Consider the following 21,710-nt stretch of genomic DNA (forward strand, 5'->3'; position numbering starts at 1 on the left):
ATTCCTAACCCATCTCCCTATGTACTTCCGCCTGCACCGGGCATGAAGTTCTCCGAAAGCCCCAGGTCGCGTGCCTCTGCTTTCCATCTGACCGAACCAAATGGCCGCTCGAGCATCCGGCGAATGCGGATCGGTTCGTTGTCCATCTGAAATGCCTCGGCCCGTTCATGCAGCGAGCGCTCGCCTGCCGTGGGCCGATTTCTCATCCGCAGGAAGTCGATCCAGGTCGGGAAATGAAATCGTTCGACCCACAGCTCTGGATCAGCAAGATCCCGTGCGATCGACCAGCCATAGGCGCCGTTGCGCTGCCGGCTGAGCTGCACCTCCTGCATGATCCGGTAAAACGGACGCGCGTCTTCGAGCGCTATGCGATACTCCAACTCGACCACGACGGGACCGCTGCGATCCGTCACCGCCAGTTTTACGGTCGGATCGGGCAAGTCAGGCGACGCGCCAGCGCCATCGCTTCGAGCTTCCTGCATCTTCCAACGCAGTCCGAACAATATCGAAGCGAGGACGCCCCCCGCTGAGATGATAAGCGCCGTCTGGACATCGAGATGGTCAGCGACGGCGCCCCAGCCCCAGCTGCCGATCGCGATGCCGCCCGCAATGCTGGCCTGGAACGTCGCGAGCGCGCGTCCGGTGACCCAGCGCGGTACCGGAAGCTGAACCGCGATATTGAGCGCCGTCGTCGCCAGCATCCAGCCGCCGCCTGCGACGGCAAGCGCAAAGCAGGTGAGAAGCTCGTTTCGGCTGAACGCGATCGTGCACGTCGCGGCGCTCAGAATGATGGTGGCGGCGCGAACGACGCCCTCGGAACCAAGCTTCTGCTTGAGGCGCGCGACGCTGAATGCGCCGGCCACGGCGCCCACCCCATATGACCCCAACAGCACGCCGAAGGTGCTGGCCTGAGCCTGCAGCAGATCGCGCGCAACCAGCGGCATCAGCGCGGTTACCGACCCCGCCAGCAAGCCGAGCAACAACGCGCGTCCGATCACGATGCGAATGGCGGGCGAGTGCAGGATGTAGCGAATGCCAGAGATCAAGGCGCGGCTGAGCCGCTCGGGCGGCAGCCGCGGCGGCTCATGCGTTTTGCTCGATGCGACAAGAACGCCGAGCATGGGAAGGTACAGCAGCGCGCTGGCACCGAAGGATGCAACGGCGCCCGCGGCGGCGACGATGAGGCCGCCCAGTGCGGGACCAAAGCTGCGCGCTATGTTGAAGCTGATGCTGTTGAGCGCGACGGCAGCCGGCAAGCTCTCGACCGGCACCTGCTCGCCAGCCGAAGACTGCCATGCCGGCCAGAACAGCGCCATGCCGCAGCCGATCGCAAAGCAGAAAGCCAGGATCGCCATGGCGGACACGCCGCCGAAAAGGGACAAGATGAACAGGAGAGTCACCGCGGTGAGCGAGATCAACAGCGCGACGATGGAGACAGCGCGGCGATCATACATGTCGGCGATAGCGCCGGCCGGGATCGCGATCAGGAGCACGGGGAGCATCGTCGCGGTCTGCACCAGGGCCACGAGCGTCGCGCTGCTGCTCAGTTCTGTCATCGCCCAGGCGGCCCCGACCCCCTGAATCAGCAACCCGAGGTTGGACAGCAGGCTCGCCAGCCAGATGTTACGGAATCGCGCATATCTCAAAGGAGCGCCCATGCTGTCGGCTTTGGGCGGGCCGAGCGACTTCATGCTTGTACCTGCATGTGCAAAAGCCCTTTCCGAAAGCCGATGCGCGAGGGCGTAGTTGCCAAGCCCGCCCTTGCCAATGCACTGAAGATCGATCTCGCCACAGAATTGGATGCATTGCGGTCGAACTTCGAACGGACGATCGAGAATTTTAGCTTTCGGCTCCACGAATCAGCGCCGCGGTCTTCCTCTTACGGCGAAACCGCCCTCATTCGGTAATCAGCGTCCTGATGCGATTGGCCAGCCCCTCCATCGCGAAGGGCTTTGTCAGCACATGCATGCCGGGCTCCAGCTGCCCGTTTCCGACAACGGCATTCTCGGCATAACCCGTTATGAAAAGGACTTTCAGGTCCGGCCGTCCGACGCGGGCGGCGTCGGCGAGCTGGCGGCCGTTCATGCCTTTCGGCAACCCGACATCGGTAACCAGCAAGTCGATGCGTGCGGGCGAGTTGAGGATGGCGAGGCCCGCGGGACCATCGCCTGCTTCGATGGCGTTATAGCCCAGTTCGGCCAGCACGTCGGTAACCAGGAGCCGGATCGCCGGTTCGTCGTCGACGATCAGCACGGTTTCTCCTGCGGGCGACGGCAGGACTTCTTGCGGCGCGCTACCTTCCTCGCTCGCTTCGTTCATGTGGACGCGGGGGAAGTACAGGCACATGGTCGTGCCCTGACCAAGCTCGGAATAGATCCGGACCTGCCCGCCCGACTGGCGAACAAAGCCATAGATCATCGACAGCCCCAGACCGGTGCCCTCGCCCAGCGGCTTGGTCGTGAAGAAGGGATCGAAGACGCGCTCGATCGTTTCCGCCGACATTCCCGAGCCGGTGTCCGTCACACACAGCGACACATATTGGCCGGGCGGGAGCTCGCGCTCCCTCGCTGCGGCCTGATCCAACCATTTGTTGGCGGTCTCGATCGTGATCCTGCCGCCATCCGGCATGGCGTCGCGCGCATTGATGCACAGGTTGAGCAGCGCATTTTCGAGCTGCGGCGGATCGATGAGCGCGGTCCACAGCCCACCTGCGCCAACCATTTCGATCTCTACCGCCGGCCCGACGGAGCGCCGCAGGAAGTCCTCAAGGTTCGCAATCAGGCGGTTGATGTTGGTGGGCTTGGGATCGAGCGTCTGCCGGCGGGAAAAGGCCAGCAGGCGGTGGGTCAGGGCGGCCGCCCGTTTCGCGGCCTGTTGCGCCATGCCGAGATAGCGGTCGATCTCGCCGCCCCGGCCTTGCTGAATGCGGATCTGGATCAGTTCGAGGCTGCCCGAGATACCGGTCAGCAGATTGTTGAAATCGTGCGCCAGCCCGCCGGTAAGTTGCCCGACCGCTTCCATCTTCTGTGCCTGACGCAACTGCGCCTGGGTGGCCTCCAGCTGAAACTGCGCTTCTTTTTCCGCAGTGATATGGCGTCCGCTGGCATAGACCACGCCACCGTCGGGCGAGGCGATCCAGGAAAACCAGCGATAACTGCCATCCTTGTGGCGAACGCGATTTTCATAATGGTTGAGTTCGCGTTCGGTCGCGTGGCGGTGCGCCGCGCTACTGCCTTCCTGATCTTCGGGATGACTGAAGGCGACGTGATCGCGCCCGACGATTTCCTCGGCGCGCCAACCAAGTATCGTCGTCCAAGCAGGATTGACCGCGAGAAATCGGCCGTCTGGCGAAATCACTGCCAGCAGATCCTGAGAATTCTGCCAGTTGCGGTCGCGTTCGCGCGTGCGCTCCTCGACCTGCCGCTCCAGCGTGTTCGCCAGATCGGCGAGCGACTGTTCGGCATTTCGCCGATCGATCGCGGCCTGAGTACGATCGGCGACGTCGCGGACGAACGCCTTGTCATCGCCAGTCCATTCGCGCGCGTCGATATGATTCAGGTAAAGCAACGCAGTGAAATCGCCACGGTCCACGAGCGGCATGTTGAACACGGCGCGCGCATGGATCGCTTCCAGCGCTCCGGCTGTCGCCGCAGTGCGCGGATCCTCCCGCGCATCGGCGATGGCGACGAGAGTCCCGCGCTTTAGATCTTCGATATATGAACCATAGTCGCGAAAGTGCAGGACGCCCGCAAGGCTCTGCGTTCCCGGCTGATTCCAGTCGCGTTCGATGGTGATCGTCTCGGCTGCCGGGTCGATCACGCCATAGCCGGCGCGACTGACACCGAGCGTCGTGCCGAGCGTCTCGGCTGCAGCGAATGACATTTCGCGGGCATCATCCATCGTCCGCAGCCGATCGCTCAGCGAAAGCAGTGCAGCCTGCCGCGCCTCGCGCTCGCGAATGTCCTCGATCCGCTTGCGCGCATCATATTGCCGCAAGCGCGCGCGCAAGGCCGAGCGTGCAAGGCTCAGCAACGTCGTCGGATGAAATGGCCGCTCGAGGAAGGTGACGTTGCCGAGCGCCTCCAGCAATCGCACGGCACCGGGGTTCCGCTCCAGCCCGCCGCCACGCTCGGTGAGGACGATGAATGGGAAATCGGACCAATCCGCCTGGTCACGCACGAACCGGTCCAACTCGCGCAGATCGGCTCCACGCAACGCTTCTTCCGTGACAACCGCGAAGCCGGCCCCTGCCCTGAGCGCCTCGATGAAGCCCGGCAGCGTTTGCGACGCTTCAGCCGCCAGCCCGCCATCGCGAAGCATGACGCACGCGATCACCGCATCGCGACCTCGCGGCGCCAGTACGGCCGCGCCTTCGGAAAGCGTGCGATTCAAGGGCGTTCAAGCTCTGGCCGGATCCAGCAGGCCGTTATTCGCTCCGACCAGCGTAGGCACGCCGCGCAGCACGCCCTGGAAACCGTCAAGAGGTTCGCCGACAGTGATGCCATTCTTGCCAATCATGAATTCCCGGATCGTGTCCTCATGGGCACCTGTGCGCTTCTTAACGACCGAGATTGCCCGACGGACCCGTCCCAGCGCCTCGAAATATCGCAGCAGGATCACCGTGTCGGCGAGGTATGTGACATCGACGGGGGATTTCATGTCGCCGACCAGCCCGTGCTGCGCGACCGTCAGGAAGGTCATCACGCCCTGCCGGTTCAGATATTGCAGCAATTCGTGCATGTGCAGGATCAACGCCTGCTCCTCAGGCATCGCCGCCTGATAGCCGTTGAGGCTGTCGATCACGACTGTCTTTGCCCCCTGCTTCTCGACGCAGCGGCGGACGCGCTGTGAGAATTCGCCGGGCGTCAGTTCGGCAGCATCCACCTGCTCGATGACGAGCTTGCCCGTGTCGACCATGACTTGAAGATCGATGCCGAGGCCGATTGCGCGTTCGAACAGCAGTCCCAGCTCTTCGTCGAAGATGAACATCGCCGCGGTTTCACCGCGCTGGATCGCGGACTGGACGAAGCTCAGCGTCAGGAGGGATTTGCCGGTACCGGCCGGTCCCAGGATCAGCGTGCTCGCGCCCCGCTCGAATCCACCGCCGATCAGCGCGTTCAATCCTGCATTGTCGATCGCGACCGTCTCGCGCTTGAAGTTCGTGCGATGCTCGGCCGAAACCAGCCGCGGGAAGATGCGGACGCCCCCGGTGTCGATCACGAAGTCGTGATAGCCGCCGCGATACTGGCGGCCACGATATTTCAGCACACGCATGCGCCGCCGTTCCGGGCCGTAATTGGGTGAAAGCTCCTCGAGGCGGATCACCGCATGCGCGACGCTGTGCACGGTCTTGTCCATCACATCGGCTGTCAAGTCATCGAGCATCAGCACCGTCGCCTCGTGGCGAGAGAAATAATGCTTCAACGCCAGGATCTGGCGACGATAGCGCAGCGAGGACTGCGCCAGCAGGCGAATCTCCGACAGGCTGTCCAGCACCACGCGCGATGGCTTGATCCGCTCGAACGCCTCGAAAATGCGCTTGGTCGTCTCGCCCAGCTCGAGGTCCGACGAATAGAGCAGGCTCTGCTGCTGATCGTCATCCAGCAGGCTTTCGGGCGGGACCAGCTCGAACACGTCGAACTGCTCCGGAAACGACCAGCCATGCGATGCCGCGCCCGACCGCAGCTCTTCATCGGTCTCGGACAGGGTGATGTAGAGCACCTTCTCGCCGGCTTCCGCGCCCTTCATCAGGAATTGCGTAGCGATCGTCGTCTTGCCTGTTCCTGGGCTGCCCTCGAGCAGGAACAGCCGCCCACGGGACAGTCCGCCAGCCAAAATCTCGTCGAGTCCGGCTACGCCGGTGTCGCAATTGCTCATCCGTTCTCCGTTCTTGCTACCCGTCTAGCAGCAATACAGCTCCTCGAACCTGATCACGATAATGCGCAGCGCGGAATTTTGATCCGGTTGTGAAATGATGAGGGAGGCGAGCAATCATCGCCCTCGGTTCGGTGGACTGACGTTTTTAGGGGCATTTCGAGCCTCGCTTATTTCATTCACGCTCGTGAGAGTGAATGTTGACAGCGCGCCACCGATCGGCGATGTTGCCGTCAGGTCGACGTCCGATCGACAGCACCGAGGAGAGGCAAATGAGGGCTATTCTGCTAGCGTCCGCATGCGTGGTCGCGCTTCAAACCGTTCCGGCATTCGCGCAGCCGCAGGATGAGGCTGGAGCATCGCGCCAGACCGAGCGGTCCGACAGCGAGATCATCGTCACCGCCACCCGCCGCGAGGAGCGGATCGAGGACGTCCCGCTCAGCATCTCGGCCTTTTCGCAGGAGGAGCTGACCGAAAAGGGCATCGTCGGTTTCGAAGGCATCGCGCGCGAGACGCCCGGGGTCGTGCTCAACCGCCCGACCCAGAACTTCAACAACTTCACCTCGCGCGGCATCGCCACCAACGGCTATAATGCCAATCTGCAGAGTTCGGTCGCGGTCTATATCGACGAGCTACCGGTCTCGACGATTGGCAATACGACGGTCGTCGATCCCAATCTGTTCGACGTCGAGCGCGTCGAGTTCCTGCGCGGGCCGCAGGGCACGCTGTTCGGTTCGGGTTCGCTGTCGGGTGCGATGCGCATCCTGACCAAGAGCCCAGACCTCAACGATTTCGACGTATCGGCCCTCGCCGATCTCGGCCTCACCGGATCGGACAGCTTCCGCCAGCGCTATAACCTGATGGTCAATGTGCCGGTGGTCACCGACAAGCTCGCGGTGCGCGCGGTCGGGTTCTACCGCAACGAGGAGGGCTATCTCGATAACATCGGTACCGGCGTGCATAATTCGAACACGCTGGTCGACTGGGGCGGGCGCGTGATCGTGCTGTGGAAGCCGACCGACCGGCTCTCGATCCGTCTGCTCGGTTCCTATGAGGACAGCAATCCCAAGGACAGCTCGCTGACCAGCCCGGCGCTGGGGCGCGAGAAGCGGCGATCGGACCGTCCCGACCAGTTCACCGGCAAGCAGACGGTCGCCAACGCGACGATCGAATATGAGTTCGATTTCGCCAAGTTCACCAGTTCGACCACTTATTCGGATTTCGACCAGAAATTCTATGTCGATCTGGGCAACACGTTCGGTTTTCTCTTCCCCTTCGCGCTCGATGCCGACGGCTTCGACAAAGTCTTCGTGGAGGAAGCGCGGCTGGTCTCGTCGCTCGAGGGACCATTTCAGTTCACCGTGGGCGGCTTCTACCTGCACCGCCGCCGCGACGTCGATTTCAAATACCGCTCGACGCCCGAATTCCTGCAGGCTCGCAACATCACCGGCCTGACCGACGAATATTATATCAAGCAGAACACCTACTCGATCGCGAACGAGCTCGCCGCGTTCGGTGAGCTGACCTACCGGTTCAGCGACAGGTTCTGGCTGACCGGCGGCATGCGCTATGGCAAGCTCGATGCGCAGGGCTTCACCGAGGCCGGTGGCCTCGGCAGCGGCACCAACTATTACACCGTCGGTTTCCTGGGACTGCGCAACGTCGCGCTGACCACCGTGCCGTTCGCCGCGGTCACCGGGGTCAAGGCAAGAGCTTCGAAGCCGTCGTGGAAGGTGAGCGCGACGTTCAAGCCGAGCGGATCGCTGACGACCTATGCGACCTTCTCCACCGGCTTCCGGTCACCCATCGTCAATGCCTTTGCCGGCCGCGCCAGCCTGACCAACCCGGCCGACATCATCATCCCCAACGGCGCAAGCTCGGACGATCTCAAAAGCTATGAGATCGGGGCCAAGGCGCGCTGGCTCGACGGCCGCGTGACGATGAACGTCGCGGCCTATTACATCGACTGGAGCAACATCCAGGCGCAGGCCAACCGCGTTTCGGACTCGGTGCAGTTCGCCACCAACATCGGCGGCGCGACCAGCAAGGGGTTCGAGGTCGAGATGGGCGTCATTCCCGCAAAGGACGTGTTCATCGGCCTGAACGCCGCCTACAACGACGCCAAGATCACCAGGCTCTCGCCGACCGAGGCCGCGATCTCGGGCGCGGTGCTGGGGCACCGGCTCTCGGCGCCGCGGCTGCAAGGGGCGATCTACATGACCTATGGCTTCGACATCGGCGACAGCACGCGCGGTACGATGGCGGTCAACGCGCAATATGTCGGGTCTTACAACAGCTCGTTCCCGAACACGCCGGGCAACCCGAACCTTCGCCTGCCGACCTATGGCGAGACCGACGAATATGTGAACGTCAACGCCAGCCTCGGCCTGAAGCACGGCTCGCTCTCGGCGCAGGTCTATGTCGAAAATCTGTTCGACGATCACTCGGTGGTCTACGTCCATCCCGAGGCGTTCCTGGCCAGCCGATCCGGCACGCTGCGGCCGCGCACGGTCGGCATCCGGCTCGGTTATGGGCTGTAAGGGATGACCGCAATCGCGGCCGGCGATCCAGCGGGTGAGGCGAAGCCGGCACGGGCCGGTTTCGTCCTCGCCATGCTGACCTTCGTCTATGTCCTCAACTTCCTCGACCGGCAGCTGATCGGCATCCTCGCCAAGCCGATCCAGGATTCGCTGGGGGTCAGCGACAGCCAGCTCGGGCTGATCGGCGGACTCTATTTCGCGATGTTCTATTGCTTCATCGCGATCCCCGTCGGGTGGTTCGCCGACCGCACCAGCCGCGTCGGCGTGCTGTCGCTCGCCTGCGCGATCTGGAGCGGTGCGACGGTCGCGTGCGGCCTGGCGGCCAACTACACGCAGCTGGTGATCGCGCGCATGGCGGTGGGGTTCGGCGAGGCGGGAGGCGTGCCGCCCTCCTATGCGATCATCACCGACACCTATCCGCCGGGCAAGCGCGCCGCGGCGCTCGGCATCTTCAACCTCGGACCGGCGATCGGCGCGGCGCTCGGCGTGGCGTTCGGCGCGGCGATCGCGGCGCGGTTCGGCTGGCGCGTGCCGTTCATCGCCGTCGGCGCGATCGGCATCGTCACCGCACTGCTCGTCTGGCTTACGGTGCGCGAGCCGGCGCGCGGCGCGACCGATACGGTGCAGGCGCGGGGCGACGGCAGGGCGCCGTTCTGGCCCACTGTCGGCATGTTCCTGTCCAACCCGGTGCTGATGCTCGCCGCGTTCGGCAGCGGCGCGACGCAGTTCGTGACTTACGGTCTCGGCAACTTCGCGGTGCTGTTCCTGATGCGCGAAAAGGGCATGACACTGGGCGATGTCGGCATCTGGTACGCGCTAGTGCTGGTTCTCGGCATGGGTGGCGGCATGGTCGTATCAGGGAGAGTGATCGACCGCATGACGCGAACTTCACGCGCGGGTTACGCGATCGCGCCCGCGCTCTCGCTCGCCGTCGCCATGCCCTTTTATCTCGGCTTCGTGTGGGCGCCGGGTTGGGCACTGGCGCTGGCCTTCCTGGCTTTGGTGATGGTATTCAACTATTTCTACCTCTCGGCATCGGTGGCGCTGGTGCAGGAGGAAGTGCTGCCCAACCAGCGCGTGCTGTCGGGCGCGTTGCTGCTGCTGATCATGAACTTCATCGGCCTTGGCCTTGGGCCGACCTGGGTCGGCTTCGCCAGCGACTGGTTCAAGGCGCAGGGCGACGCGCACGGCCTGCAATCCGCGCTCTACACGCTGACGCCCTTCTATCTGGTCGCCATCACCCTCTTCCTCTGGCTCGCGCGCGTGCTGCGGCGCGAGGTCAAGCCTCAGGTTCACGCATGACACCGTTTCGTCGCGCCGCGCTGACAGCCAGCCTGTTCGCCGCCGCACCCGCTTTGGCGCAGGCCGTGCAGACCCCCGCGGGGACACTGGAGGGCGCCGCGCAAGGCGAAATTCGGGTGTTCAAGGGCATTCCCTATGCCCAGCCGCCGGTCGGTCCCTTGCGCTGGAAGCCGCCGGCGGCGCTGCCCGCCTGGCGGGGCGTGCGCAAGGCGACGGCGTTCGGTCCGGCCTGCGTCCAGCCGCGCTCGACGGCGATCAGCATCTATTCCAACCCGCCCGAGAAGATGAGCGAGGACTGCCTGACGCTCAACATCTGGGCGCCGAAGCATGCCAAGGGCGCGCCGGTGGTCGTGTGGATTCATGGCGGTGCGCTGGTCAACGGCTACAGCCATGAGCCGATGTATGACGGCACGCGCATGGCCGAGCGCGGCGGGGTGATCGTGGTCTCGATCAACTACCGGCTCGGTATCCTGGGCTATCTCGCGCATCCCGAGCTCAGCAAAGAATCGGTCGAGGGCATCTCGGGCAATTACGGGCTGCTCGACCAGATCGCCGCGCTGCGCTGGGTCCGGCACAACGTCGCGTCGTTCGGCGGCGATCCGGACAACGTGACGATCGCGGGGGAGTCGGCCGGGGCGTTGAGCGTCATGTATCTGATGGCCTCGCCCCGCGCGCGCGGGCTGTTCCACAAGGCCGTGGCGCAGAGCGCTTACATGATCACCGCGCCCGAACTGAAGCAGGGGCGGTTCGGCCTGCCTTCGGCCGAAGTGGCGGGTAGCACGGCAACGACCGCGCTGGGTGCCAAGGACCTCGCGGCGTTGCGGGCGATGGACGCAGAAAAGCTCACACAGGAGGCCGCCCGAAAGGGCTATGGCCCGTGGGGCACGGTCGACGGCAAGCTGCTCACACGCCAGCTGGTGGAGACCTGGGACCGGGGCGAGCAGGCGCCGGTGCCGGTGATCGCCGGGTTCAATTCGGGCGAGATCCGGTCGCTGCGCATGCTGCTGCCCCCCGCCCCGGCCAATGCCGCGGCCTACGAAGCCGCGATCCGCGAGCGCTATGGCGATCTCGCCGAGCCGTTTCTGCGGCTCTACCCCTCGGACAATATCAGCGAGGCGATGCTCGCAACGACGCGCGACGCGCTTTACGGCTGGACGTCGGCGCGGCTCGCGATCGGCCAGACCGCGCTTCGCCAGCCCGGCTATCTCTATCTGTTCGACCATGGCTACCCAGCGGCAGACGACAATGGGCTGCACGCCTTTCACGCCGCGGAAATCCCCTATGTCTTCGGCACGGCGGGCAAGCTGCCGCCTTACTGGCCCAAGATGCCCGACGGCGTTGCCGACCGCCGCCTGTCCGACGCCATGTTGAGCTATTGGGTTTCGTTCGCTCGCAGCGGCACGCCGAGCGCGAGCGGCCAGCCGGCCTGGAAAACCTATGGCGCCGAAGCGAACTACATGACCTTCGCAAAGGCGCCCAAGCCCGGCGTAAAACTGTTTCCCGGCATGTTCGCGTTGCACGAAGCTGCCGTCTGCCGCCGCCGCGCCGTTGGCCAGCCGTGGAACTGGAACACCGGCGTCGTGTCGCCCGTCCTCGCCAAGGCCGCGGGGTGCAAATGATCGACGGGACCATGCAGGATTATCCGCTGACGCTGGACAAGTTCCTGCGCCACGCCGCCAAATGGCATCCGCGTGCTCAGGTGGCGACAGCGCGCGAGGGCGGAGCGATCGAGCGGATCGGCTACGCCGACATGCAGTCGCGCGCGCTGGCGATCACCTCGCTGCTCGCGGGATTCGGCGTGCAGCCGGGCGACCGCGTGGCAACGCTGGCATGGAACAGCCAGCCGCATGTCGAGAGCTGGTATGCGGTGATGGGGATCGGTGCGGTGTGCCACACGCTCAATCCCCGCCTGACTGCTGCACAGCTCGGCGCGATGGCCGCTCAGTCCGAAGCGAAGCTGCTGGTCGCGAGTGCCGACCTGCTGCCGCTCGCGCGCAATATCGCGGAGCGCGCCAGCGGAATCGAACGGATCCTGGTGATCGACGGCCATGTCGATGACGCGGGATGCGCTGGAGTTCCTGTCACGCCGCTCGAGCCGTTGATCGCGACCGCGCCCGGCGGCGCGATATGGGGCGATTTCGCCGAGACGGCGCCCTCGGGCCTTTGCTTCACCTCGGGCACGACCGGCGCGCCGAAGGGTGTCTCCTACACGCATCGCGCCTGTTTTCTGCACACGCTGCGCTGTCTGCAGGCCGATGTGATGGCCGTGCGCGCCACCGACAGCGTGCTGGTCGTGGTACCGATGTTCCATGCCAATGCCTGGGGTCTGCCCTTCACCGTGCCGGCAGCCGGCGCGAAGCTGGTCCTGCCCGGCCGGTACAATGATGGCGCGAGCCTCGCCCGTCTGATCGCAGCGGAACAGGTGACGATCGGCGTCGCCGTCCCCACCGTGTGGCTCGGGCTTGTCGAGCATCTCGAGGTGACCGGCGGCGAACTGCCCAGTCTCCAGCGGATCATTGTCGGCGGCTCGCCACTGGCGCCCGCCCTGATGGCGCGAATCGAACAGCGCCTGGGGGTTACGGTCCAGACCAGTTGGGGGATGACCGAACTGTCACCGTCGGGCACGGTTGCCCCGCCGCACGACCCAGCGCGCGCGGCAACCGTGTCAGGCCGTCCGGCGATCGGGATCGACCTGCTGATCACCGATGCCGATGGCGAGCCGCTCGCCGAGCAGCGCGAGACGGAGGGCCATTTGCGCGTCCGCGGCGCGGCGGTGATCGATCGCTATTTCGGGCATGACGAGCCCGCCACCGATCCGCGCGGCTGGTTCGCGACGGGCGACCTCGCGCGCATCGACACGCACGGCAATCTGGTCATCACCGGCCGTGCAAAGGACCTGATCAAGTCGGGCGGCGAATGGATCAACCCGGCTGAGATCGAGGCCGTGGTTGGTGCGCTGCCCGAAGTGTCGCTCGCTGCCGTGATCGGCCGCACCGACGCCAAATGGGGCGAGCGGCCGGTGCTGTTGGTCGAGATGTGCGACGGCGCGATAAGCGACGAGGAGTTGCTCGAGCCGCTGCGCGGGCGCGTCGCGCCGTGGTGGATTCCCGACGCGGTCGTCCGGCTTGACGCCATGCCGCTTGCCCCGACGGGGAAGATCGACAAGATTCGCTTGCGAGCCGAATATGGAAGCGCTTGAGGTGCCGGCCGGCCCCATGCCCGGGGAAGAAGGAACGACAGGTCCAGTGGCTGAACGAGCGAACATGCGGCGGCGCACGACCAAGGCCGAGCAGCGCGCCGACACGATGGAACAGATCCTCGACGAGGCCGAGTATCTGTTCTCAAAGCACGGACTGCATGGCGTCACGCTGAAGGATGTCGCCAAGCGCGTCGGCGTGCATCACACGCTTCTCAATTATTATTTCGAGGACAAGAAGAAGCTGTTCGACGCGGTGTTCGCCCGCCGCGCGGTCGTCACGAGCGAGCGGCGAATGAAGGCGCTCGACGATTATGACGCGGCGTGCGGCGGCAATCCGACGGTTGAAGGTGCGCTACACGCGTTTCTCGACACCGATCTCGATCTCTACATCGAAGGGGGCGAAGGTTGGAAGAATTACGGTGCACTCGGCGCGCTCGTCGCCAACACGCCCGAATGGGGTGCCGACCTCATGGACGAGCATTTCGATCCGGTCGTCCTGCGTCTGATCGGCCTGCTCAAGAAGGCGCTGCCGCACTGCAACGAGGCCGACATCTTCTGGGGCTACCACTTCGTCACCGGCGCGCTGATGGTGACGCTGGCGCGCACCGGACGGATCGACAAGCTGTCCGGCGGGTTATGCGCTTCGGACGATTTTTCACAGGTCAAGGCACGCATGGCTGCGTTCATGGCGGCCGGGTTCCACCAGATTTGCGGCAAGCGCTGACGGCGAGCTCGCGAAGCCCACGAGATCCCTGACGTTACGTCGCAAAACAACCGCCGCGCATTGCGCTCGTCGGGCAAAGTTGTATGACAAATTCCCACGCGTGACATAGCCGGTCTGCCAGCTGCAGCGGCCGTGGCAGGCTGGCGCAATTTGACGGAGCATGTGTGCATGACGAAGGCAGTACTCACCCTCGTGGCTTTGCTGACACTGCCGGCTTCAGCCCAAAACTACGGTCTCGACCGGCGGGACGATGGCTTTCGCGAACGGCTCGAAGTCATTCAGGAAAGCCAGGCGCCGGTGATAGGCCCGGACCAGATCGATCTCTCTGGCAACAAGTCGGGGTTCGAAACCGGCGTGACGCTGAAGATCGACGGCACCTATCACCTGTTCATCGGCGAAATGTTTGGCCGTCCCCACCTCGACTTGCGCATTGCCCACTGGACGAGCAGCGACGCGATCCGCTGGACGCGCCAGGGCACGGTTCTGGAGAGCAAGCCCGGCCGCTCGCCGCAAAATCCGTTTTCCGAAGTGTGGATGCAGGCGATGATCTTCGACGATAAGGCGGATCGCTGGACCCTGTTCTACATCGCCTATCGCGGCGGCAACAGCGCGCGCGGCGAGGCGTCCAACATGGACTATGAGGGCATTGCGCGCCGGGCGGTCTCGCAGGTGCCAGGGCGCAAGGGCATCGGCGGTCCGTTCAAGGATGCCGGCGTGGCGATGGCGCCGGGCGGCCGGGACGCCGCGATGTGGGAGGGGCAGCAGGGCCTCGATTCCTTCTTCCCCTACAAGGTCGGGAACAAGTGGGTCACGCTGCACGGCAGCCACAACCATTTCCCGGTCGCGCCCTGGCAGGTCGGCGTCGCGACCGCGCCGTCATTGACGTCGAGCGTGTGGAAGCGCGTGCCGAGCGAGCAGCCGTCGCCAATGGAGGGGCTGTTCATCGAGAATCCGATCGTCAACCGGCTGCCCAACGGCAATTACATCGCCGTCTATGACAACAACCACTTTGCGCCAAACCAGCCCGACATCGCGGCAAAGCCGTATAATTCCGTCGGCTACAGCATCTCAAAGGACGGCATCCGCTGGCACCAGGGCCGATCGCTGGTCGTGCAGTCGAGCGAGGCGAGCAACTGGGCATCCGACCTGCGCACGCCGCTGGGCCTCGTGCCCGAGCAGGACGGCACCTACACCCTGCTCTACACTGCGCGCATGAAGGACCGGCCATTCTGGGGCATCGGGCGTGTCCGCGTAAAGCTGACGATGGCATCCCCCGAGTAGCAGTCTCCCACCTCTCCACCGTTCCCAACCGGCTCAACGACGTTCGTGCTCCCTGCCGTGGAGCAGGAATGGAGCGGGGCCTATCGAAAACGGTCTAGGTCAAATGGCTGACTGGCTTGCCCAGGAGACGGCCGTGCGCACGACCGCTCGCGCGCTGCTCCGATAGCGAAATGACGGGCGATTAACGTATCACCCAAACATTTTACCGCAGGCGGACCAGCCGCCCCTGCTCGGTTCCGAGCCGGACACGCTCACCAACGCGCAGGGCGAGATCGAGGCTCGAGTCGCGCAGCTGAATGCGGCCCTTGCCGTCGCTGCCGGCCGTCAGCACGGCCTCGTCCAGCACACCTTTCGACCAGGCGAGATCGACTCCGATGTTGCCTCTCGCGCGCAGGCCGCGCACGCGTCCCTGCGGCCAATAGCGCGGCAGTGCCGGCAGCAGATGGATCGCGCCGCCATAGCTTTGCATCAGCATTTGCCCGATCCCCGCCGCGCCGCCCAGATTACCGTCGATCTGGAATGGCGGGTGCGCGTCGAACATGTTGGGATAGGTGCGGCTGGGCTGAAGCAGCATCTTGAGCACCTTGTACGCGCGCTCGCGTTGCTCGAGCCGCGCCCATAAATTGATGCGCCATCCAATGCCCCAGCCGGTCGCATCGTCGCCGCGGATCTCGAGCGAGCGCTGCGCCGCCTTGGCTAGCGCCGGGGTGCCGCGTGGCGTGATCTGCTCGCCGGGGTAGAGCGCGTAGAGATGGCTGACGTGGCGATGATTGATCTCGGGCGCGTCCATGTCCCAATCGTCGAACCATTCCTGCAGCTGCCCGGCCTTGCCGATCCGGTCAGGCGGCAGCTTGGCCAATTTGGCGGCGATCTCCGCGCGAAGCGGTGCGTCGCGGCCGAGCAGTTCGCTCGCCGCGATCGTCCGGCCGAACAGGTCGCGTAGCAACTGACTGTCCATCGCCGGCCCGGCGGCGATCGAGACGCCGGGGCGATGCGAGTTTTCCGGCGAATTGGAGGGCGCCATCACCCATTCACCGGTGCGCGGATGCGGCACCAGCGCGTCGAGATAGAATTGGCAGGACGACGCCATCAGCGGATAGAGTTCGGCCAGAAAAGCCCGGTCGCGGCGATGGTCCCAATGATCCCACAGCGTGTTGAGCAGCCATGCGCCGCCCATCGGCCACATGCCATAGAGCGCTGAGGAATTGACCGTCGCCTGCCGCCACAAATCGGTATTGTGATAAGCGACCCAGCCGCGCGCACCCCAGTCGTTCTTCGCGGTGCGCTGGCCGGTGACCGCCAGCTCCTTCGTCATGCGCAACAGCGGCTCGACCAGCTCGCCGAGATTGGCGCCATCGGCCAGCCAGTAATTCATCTCGGCGTTGATATTGAGCGTCCATTTGGACTCCCATGGCGGATTGGTGCGCTCGTTCCAGATGCCCTGAAGGTTGGCCGGCTGCGTGCCCGGCCGAGACGACGCGATCAGCAGATAGCGGCCGAACTGATAATAGAGCGCGGCGAGCGCCGGATCGTCGAGCTCGCCCGAACGCGCGATCCGCTGGTCGGTCGGCAGCTCGGCGGCGGGGGTGCGGCCAAGGTCGATCTCGACGCGGCGGAACAACCTGCGGTGATCGGCCTGATGCGCGGCGAGCAGCGCCGGCCAGCCCTTCGCACTCGCTGCGGCGATATCGGCGCGGACGATCGCAGCAGGGTCGGCACCGATATCGTCGAACCGGCGATAGCTGGTCGCGGTCGCCACCAGCAGCACGACTTCCTGCGCATCCTCGATGCGGATGCCGTCGCGGCCCAGGGTCTGCCGCCCGCCGGTGCGCTGCACCTTCACGCGCGTCTCGAAGCGGATGCCGCCCGGCACGCCATGCTGCGCCGGGCCGATGCCGCGCATGACGATCGTGTCGTCGCCTTCTACCGCAATCTCGGCGTCCTGCGGCGTGGACAGCGAAATCGTGACGTTGACAGAACCCGCCGGCGCGTCGCTCGACAGCCGCAGCGCCACCACCCGGTCGGGCACCGACGCGATCACCTCGCGCAGATGCGTGACTGCGCGCACCTTGAACCGCGTCGTCGCGATCGCGCCGTCGAGGTCCAACTCGCGCATGTAGCTTTGCGCATTCTCGATCCCGGGGAACAGCAGCAGCAGATCGCCGATCGGCTGGTACGACATCTGCCGCGGCGGGCGCGCGACCAGCACGTCGTCGGCGAGATCCTGCGCTTCCTTGTACTTGCCGGCCCAGATCAGCTCGCGGACCTGCGGCAGGCCTGCGCGCGCCTTGGGATTGATGCCGTCATAGGGCGAGCCGGCGAAGAACGTGTCTTCGTTGAGCTGGATGCGCTCGTTGGCGACCCCGCCGAATACCATCGCCCCCAGCCGGCCATTGCCGAGCGGCAGTGCCTGAACCCATTCGCTCGCCGGACGGTCGTACCACAGCCGGTTGGGGTGGTCGGCAGCCCCTTCGGCAGCCTTGCCCGGTACGGCTGAAGCCAGGGCGAGGCCAGCGCCCGCCTTGAGCGCATCGCGGCGCGAGACGCCCATCAGCCGCGCCGACGCGCGAGCGTGAACAGCATCGCGGTGACGGGCGGGACGATCACCGTTCGGATCGGGCGGCGGGTCACCGTCGCCAGCGTCGTCGCATCACGCGCCGCCGCGGACGGGCCGGTCAGGATCGTCACGCGTGCTTCCGGCGCGGCGGGCAGTTCGACCGTCACCGGCGCGTCGCCCTGGTTGACCAGCGCGATGCGATCGCGGCCATTCTGACGCAGCGCATAATAGCCGAGATACGGATCCGGCACCGCGCTCGTTTGAAGGAACGTCGCGCCGTCCAGCAGCTGCCCGAATTGCGTGCCGAAATAGAGCGGGCGGCGCGAAAAGCCCTTCGACGGCGTCCCGACGATCGGCGAATAATTGCCATAGCCGCCGCCATGCCAGTTAATCCCGATCCACCCGCGTCGCGCCCAGTCGAGCATGCGGTTGGCGCCCCATACCGATGCCGCGTGCACATCGGACACGCCGATCTTGCCGCCGTCCCAGCAGCTGTTGCCCTCCGACATGCGGTAAGGCCGTCCCGCCACGCGCCGGGCATCCTCGACGATTTGATAGCCGGACTGCTTGAACGTCGCCGTCTTCGTTTCGGGCTCCTTGAGCACGTCGAGCGTCGCCTCGGGCGACCCCGACGGCCCCATCGCGTAATAATGGCCGGTCAGCATGACGATGTCGGGATAGCGCGGCGCCATCGCGGCGAACGCCGTCAGATATTCGAGCTTGTTCGAGATGCCCGGCCCGGCGAATTTAAGGCCCGGCGCGGCGGCGGTGATCGCGGTATGGAACCGGCCCCATTCGGCGACATAATCGGCCGGCGTCCAGGTCGCCGGGCGATAGCGGTTGCGGAACACGTCGGGCTCGTTGCCGATCTGGATCGCCGACAGCCGCGGGCCGAGGATGCGCTGGACGTCCGCCGCCTCTCGCGCGGCCTCTTGCGGCGAGGCATGCGCCATGTTGAGGCCGTAGAGACAGCTCCAGCCGGTCGCGTCGAGAAAGCGACGAAGATTGCGCAGAGCCAAGGTCGAGACGTTCAGACCTTCGCGGTTGAGCTTGTTGTGCTCCGGTCCGTGGATTTCGAAGGCAGGGGGGATGATCTTGTCGCCCACATAGGCGGTATGCTCGCCCGACGAGCCGCCAAGGCGGATGCTGCCCGATGGCGAGAGGCCGCGAATGAGTTGTACGAACTGTTTGTTTTCAGGAGAGAAATAGGCCGGATTGGACAGCTGCGCGCGCTCGAATGACAGGCCGACATAGTCGCGCGGGATCGTCGCGCCGGTTCGGGCCGGATCATAGCTCAGCCGGATCGTCGGGGCCGCCGCCATTGCCACGCATGGGAGCGCTGCGGTGGCGCCGGTAACCGCCAGCATTTCGATCAACTCGCGGCGGTTCATTCAATCCTCCCATCGGCTTGCCGCCCTTACCGAGCGAACGTATGATCATCATACAACTTGCCACCAAGCTGACAACGGTGATCGTGGCTGGGCTGAAAATTCTGGAGAGAAAGATGCGCGTTGGATTGAGGAACATGGTGGCGGCGCTCGCTATCGCCCTGCCCATCCCTGCGCTCGCGCAACTCGACGGCAATTCGGACGAAGCGAAGGTCGCCCCTTACCGCCTGCCCGACCCGCTGATTGCTGCCGACGGCCGGCCCGTGCGCAATGCCGCCGACTGGCGTAAGCGGCGCCGCGAGCTGATCGCGCTGTTCGAAGCCAATATCTATGGCACCGCGCCGCGCGCACCGAAGCCGCGCTACCGCCTCGACGATCAGAGCGATGCCGCGCTGAATGGCCTCGCAACTCGGCGGCAGGTCACCATCCTCCTCACCGGGCGCGAAGACGGGCCGCAGATGCGAGTGCTGCTCTACCTCCCGGCGAACGCACGCGGGCGCGTACCCGTCTTCGTTGGCCCCAATTTCCACGGCAACCAGGCGATCCACCCCGATCCTGCGATCCACATCACGCCGGGCTGGGTCACGCCAGCACCGGGCATCCGCAAGGGCAGCGCCACGCAGCAATCGCGGGGCATCGACAAGGCCGAGTGGCCGGTCGAAACGATCCTGAAGGCCGGCTATGGCGTTGCGACGTTTTTCACCGGCGACCTCTACCCCGATGGCGACGGCAGGGTCGCCGAGAGCATTCATCCGGCCTTCGGCACCGCCGCATCCGATCCGCAGCATTGGGGCGCGGTCGCGACCTGGGCATGGGGACTCAGCCGGGTCTATGATTATCTCGCGACCGATACCGCCGTGGACCGCGAGCGCGTGATCGTGTTCGGCCATTCGCGCTACGGCAAGGCGGCGTTGTGGGCCGGCGCGCGCGACGAGCGGTTCGCACTGGTGATCGCCAACAATTCGGGCGAAGGCGGCGCCGCGCTCTACCGGCGCAATTTCGGCGAAACGATCCGCGTCATGAACAACTACTGGTTCGCGCCGCGCTTCAAGACCTATGCCGAGCGCGAGGCGGATCTGCCGGTCGATGCGCACGAGTTGATCGCGCTGGTTGCGCCGCGACCCGTCTATGTCGCCAGCGCCAGCGAGGACTGGTGGGCCGATCCGCGCGGCGAGTTTCTCGCGGCGAAGGGCGCCGATCCGGTCTATCGCCTGCTCGGCGCGGGCGGACTCGATGCGACCGGCATGCCGCCGCGCGACCAGTCGATCCAGTCGCGCATCGGCTATCACATCCGTACCGGGCCGCACGCGCTGACCGCGTCGGACTGGGCGCAGTTCATAGCCTTCGCCGACAAGTGGCTCAAACCCTAGCTGCTGCGCGCGCCACCGACATTTACCCCGTAACGCGGCCATTCCGGCCGGATCAGATGATGGCGCACATAAGGCGTGCCCTCGCAGGTCAGCTCGATCACCGTGGTCGGATCGTCGGGCGGCATGTCGGGCAGACCGGTCAGCCGCAGCGCAATCGCGTCCTGCGTGAACTTCACCGGCTGCCCGGTCTTGAGCAACCGCGCCGCCAGCACCTTCGTCCGCACCCCGCCGACAGCCACCACCGTTTCGGGCCGGAGTGAAGGCAGCACCCCTGCCGCAGGGCTTTTCGAAGGCCAGAAATAGACGTGGACGTAGAGTTTGTCCTTCGCCTTGGTGAAGTTGGTGTAATTGCCGAACGCCCCCGCCGCGCGTCCGTCGGCGTCGTAGATCGATGCGCCATTGGTGCGCAGCCAGGCGCCGACCTGCTCGAGCGTATCGATAGAACCGCGTGGCACCGATCCGTCCGGCTCCGGCCCGATATTGAGCAGATAGTTGCCACCCTGCTGCACGCATAGCGTCAGATCGTTGACCAGCCGCTTGGCGGGTTTCCACTCCTGATCGCTGCGTTGCCAGCCCCAGCCATAGTTCATCGTGTTGCACGATTCCCACGCGCGGGCCTCGGCGGTGATGCGATGCTCGGGCGTCCCGAAATCGCCGTCGAGCCCGTTGCGGTTGTTGACGATGATGTCGGGCTGGAGCGCGAACACCATCTTGTTCATTGCGTCCGCGCGCCATTGCGCCGGGGTCAGCGGCCAGTCGACATCGTACCAGAGGATGTCGATCTTGCCGTAGTTGGTCAGCAATTCGCGGATCTGCGCGTGCGTGTAGGCAACGAAACGCTCGCGCGCCGCCGCATCGTCCTTGCACCGCGCGCCATCGGGATGATGCCAGTCCATCAGCGAGAAATAGAGGCCGACGCGCAGACCCTCCGCGCGCGCCGCCTCGACGAATTCGCGCACGATGTCGCGCTTCGCACCCTGCTTCGCCGAATTATAGTCGGTCGTCGCAGTGTCCCACAGGCAGAAGCCTTCATGATGCTTGGTGGTCAGCACCATGTATTTCTGCCCGGCGCGCTTCGCCAGCCGCGCCCATTCGCGCGCCGCACCGGGCCTGGGCATGAACTTGCCCGCTAATTTCTCGTAATCCGGGATCGGAATGCCTTCCGATTCCATCACCCATTCCTGGTGGCCGATGATCGAGTAGAGGCCGTAATGGATGAACATCCCGAACTTCGCCTCATGCCACCACTTCATGCGGCGACCGCGGCTTTCCTCCTGATAGGGCAGCACGACCTTCACGGTCGCGGCGCTGCCGCCGTCGGCCTCCTGCGCGACTGCGGCGGGCGCGAGCATGGGCGCCACGCCCGCCGCGCCCAGGAACGTGCGGCGGTCGATCGAACCTGTCATCGCCTTACTCCAAAAACAGGAAAGCCCGGCCTGTCACCAGACCGGGCTTTCGCAATTCACTTCATGCGG

General features: G+C 65.1%; 13 protein-coding genes. 7 read left to right on the top strand and 6 right to left on the bottom strand.

The features are described 5' to 3' along the window. Positions 1-17: 17 nt before the first annotated feature. The 3 genes from M9978_RS11600 to M9978_RS11610 form a co-directional block, all read right to left on the bottom strand. Positions 18-1,856 carry an MFS transporter gene (locus M9978_RS11600; protein ID WP_254293312.1) on the bottom strand — a complete coding sequence of 613 codons (1,839 nt, stop codon included), beginning with the start codon at positions 1,854-1,856 and terminating at the stop codon, positions 18-20. A gap of 40 nt (positions 1,857-1,896) precedes the next feature. Then, a complete protein-coding gene (locus M9978_RS11605; protein WP_254293314.1) occupies positions 1,897-4,320 on the bottom strand; it encodes an ATP-binding protein in 2,424 nt (807 codons plus the stop codon). Between the two features lie 78 nt (positions 4,321-4,398). Continuing rightward, a complete protein-coding gene (locus M9978_RS11610) occupies positions 4,399-5,877 on the bottom strand; it encodes an ATPase domain-containing protein (RefSeq protein ID WP_254293316.1) in 1,479 nt (492 codons plus the stop codon). A 269-nt stretch (positions 5,878-6,146) separates the two neighbouring features. On the opposite strand from M9978_RS11610, the gene M9978_RS11615 reads away from it, so the two are divergent. From M9978_RS11615 to M9978_RS11640, 6 genes are all read left to right on the top strand, one after another. After that, positions 6,147-8,414, top strand: coding sequence for a TonB-dependent receptor (locus M9978_RS11615; RefSeq protein WP_254293318.1), 2,268 nt, complete (start codon positions 6,147-6,149; stop codon positions 8,412-8,414). Positions 8,415-8,417: 3 nt separating this feature from the next. Beyond that, complete coding sequence (locus M9978_RS11620) at positions 8,418-9,716, top strand: spinster family MFS transporter (RefSeq protein ID WP_254293320.1); 1,299 nt, start codon at positions 8,418-8,420, stop codon at positions 9,714-9,716. Further along, positions 9,713-11,335 carry a carboxylesterase/lipase family protein gene (locus M9978_RS11625; protein ID WP_254293322.1) on the top strand — a complete coding sequence of 541 codons (1,623 nt, stop codon included), beginning with the start codon at positions 9,713-9,715 and terminating at the stop codon, positions 11,333-11,335. Before M9978_RS11620 ends, M9978_RS11625 begins: the two co-directional genes overlap by 4 nt. After that, complete coding sequence (locus M9978_RS11630) at positions 11,332-12,915, top strand: AMP-binding protein (protein WP_254293324.1); 1,584 nt, start codon at positions 11,332-11,334, stop codon at positions 12,913-12,915. The genes M9978_RS11625 and M9978_RS11630 overlap by 4 nt, the downstream gene beginning before the upstream one ends. A 46-nt stretch (positions 12,916-12,961) precedes the next feature. Then, on the top strand, positions 12,962-13,639 hold the full coding sequence (locus M9978_RS11635) for a TetR/AcrR family transcriptional regulator (protein ID WP_254293326.1): 678 nt from the start codon (positions 12,962-12,964) through the stop codon (positions 13,637-13,639). A 168-nt stretch (positions 13,640-13,807) separates the two neighbouring features. Then, positions 13,808-14,920 carry a glycoside hydrolase family protein gene (locus tag M9978_RS11640; RefSeq protein WP_254293328.1) on the top strand — a complete coding sequence of 371 codons (1,113 nt, stop codon included), beginning with the start codon at positions 13,808-13,810 and terminating at the stop codon, positions 14,918-14,920. A gap of 202 nt (positions 14,921-15,122) precedes the next feature. Here M9978_RS11640 and M9978_RS11645 read toward each other — a convergent pair whose 3' ends face one another. Together M9978_RS11645 and M9978_RS11650 are read right to left on the bottom strand one after the other, a co-directional pair. After that, positions 15,123-17,471, bottom strand: coding sequence for a glycoside hydrolase family 95 protein (locus M9978_RS11645; RefSeq protein ID WP_254293330.1), 2,349 nt, complete (start codon positions 17,469-17,471; stop codon positions 15,123-15,125). After that, entirely contained in the window at positions 17,471-18,868 is a 1,398-nt protein-coding gene (locus M9978_RS11650) for a hypothetical protein (RefSeq protein WP_254293332.1), read from the bottom strand. Before M9978_RS11650 ends, M9978_RS11645 begins: the two co-directional genes overlap by 1 nt. A 113-nt stretch (positions 18,869-18,981) precedes the next feature. Here M9978_RS11650 and M9978_RS11655 point away from each other — a divergent pair, with 113 nt between their 5' ends. Beyond that, on the top strand, positions 18,982-20,235 hold the full coding sequence (locus M9978_RS11655) for an alpha/beta hydrolase family protein (protein ID WP_254293334.1): 1,254 nt from the start codon (positions 18,982-18,984) through the stop codon (positions 20,233-20,235). Here the strand turns inward: M9978_RS11655 and M9978_RS11660 are convergent. Continuing rightward, a complete protein-coding gene (locus tag M9978_RS11660; RefSeq protein ID WP_254293336.1) occupies positions 20,232-21,641 on the bottom strand; it encodes an alpha-L-fucosidase in 1,410 nt (469 codons plus the stop codon). The genes M9978_RS11655 and M9978_RS11660 overlap by 4 nt on opposite strands. Positions 21,642-21,710: the final 69 nt, after the last annotated feature.

The organism is Sphingomonas tagetis (assembly GCF_024211275.1).
Lineage (GTDB): Bacteria > Pseudomonadota > Alphaproteobacteria > Sphingomonadales > Sphingomonadaceae > Sphingomonas > Sphingomonas tagetis.